Source organism: Serratia sp. H1w (genome assembly GCF_000633355.1).
GTDB lineage: Bacteria > Pseudomonadota > Gammaproteobacteria > Enterobacterales > Enterobacteriaceae > Chania.
The window spans coordinates 1-734 of record NZ_AYMQ01000104.1; the positions used below are offsets into that span (position 1 = coordinate 1).

Annotated in this window: 1 protein-coding gene; it reads left to right on the forward strand. The window is 51.6% G+C overall.

Features of this window, described 5'->3' with window-relative positions:
- The coding region (locus U869_RS0122465; protein WP_025123459.1) for an elongation factor Tu at window positions 1-734 on the forward strand (734 nt) is incomplete at both ends.

Consider the following 734-nt stretch of genomic DNA (forward strand, 5'->3'; position numbering starts at 1 on the left):
GCAATCACTACCGTTCTGGCTAAAACCTACGGTGGTTCTGCACGTGCTTTCGACCAGATCGATAACGCACCAGAAGAAAAAGCTCGTGGTATCACCATCAACACTTCACACGTTGAATATGACACCCCAAGCCGTCACTACGCGCACGTTGACTGCCCAGGGCACGCCGACTACGTGAAAAACATGATCACCGGTGCTGCTCAGATGGACGGCGCTATCCTGGTTGTAGCTGCGACTGACGGCCCTATGCCTCAGACTCGTGAGCACATCCTGCTGGGTCGTCAGGTTGGCGTTCCTTACATCATCGTATTCATGAACAAATGTGACATGGTTGATGATGAAGAGCTGCTGGAACTGGTAGAAATGGAAGTTCGTGAACTTCTGTCTGCTTATGACTTCCCTGGTGATGACCTGCCAGTTGTTCGTGGTTCAGCGCTGAAAGCACTGGAAGGCGAAGCTGAGTGGGAAGCTAAAATCATCGAGCTGGCTGGTCACCTGGATTCTTACATCCCAGAACCAGAGCGTGCTATCGACAAGCCGTTCCTGCTGCCAATCGAAGACGTATTCTCCATCTCCGGTCGTGGTACCGTTGTTACCGGTCGTGTTGAGCGCGGTATCGTTAAAGTTGGCGAAGAAGTTGAAATCGTTGGTATCAAAGACACCGTTAAGTCTACCTGTACTGGCGTTGAAATGTTCCGCAAACTGCTGGACGAAGGCCGTGCTGGTGAGAACGT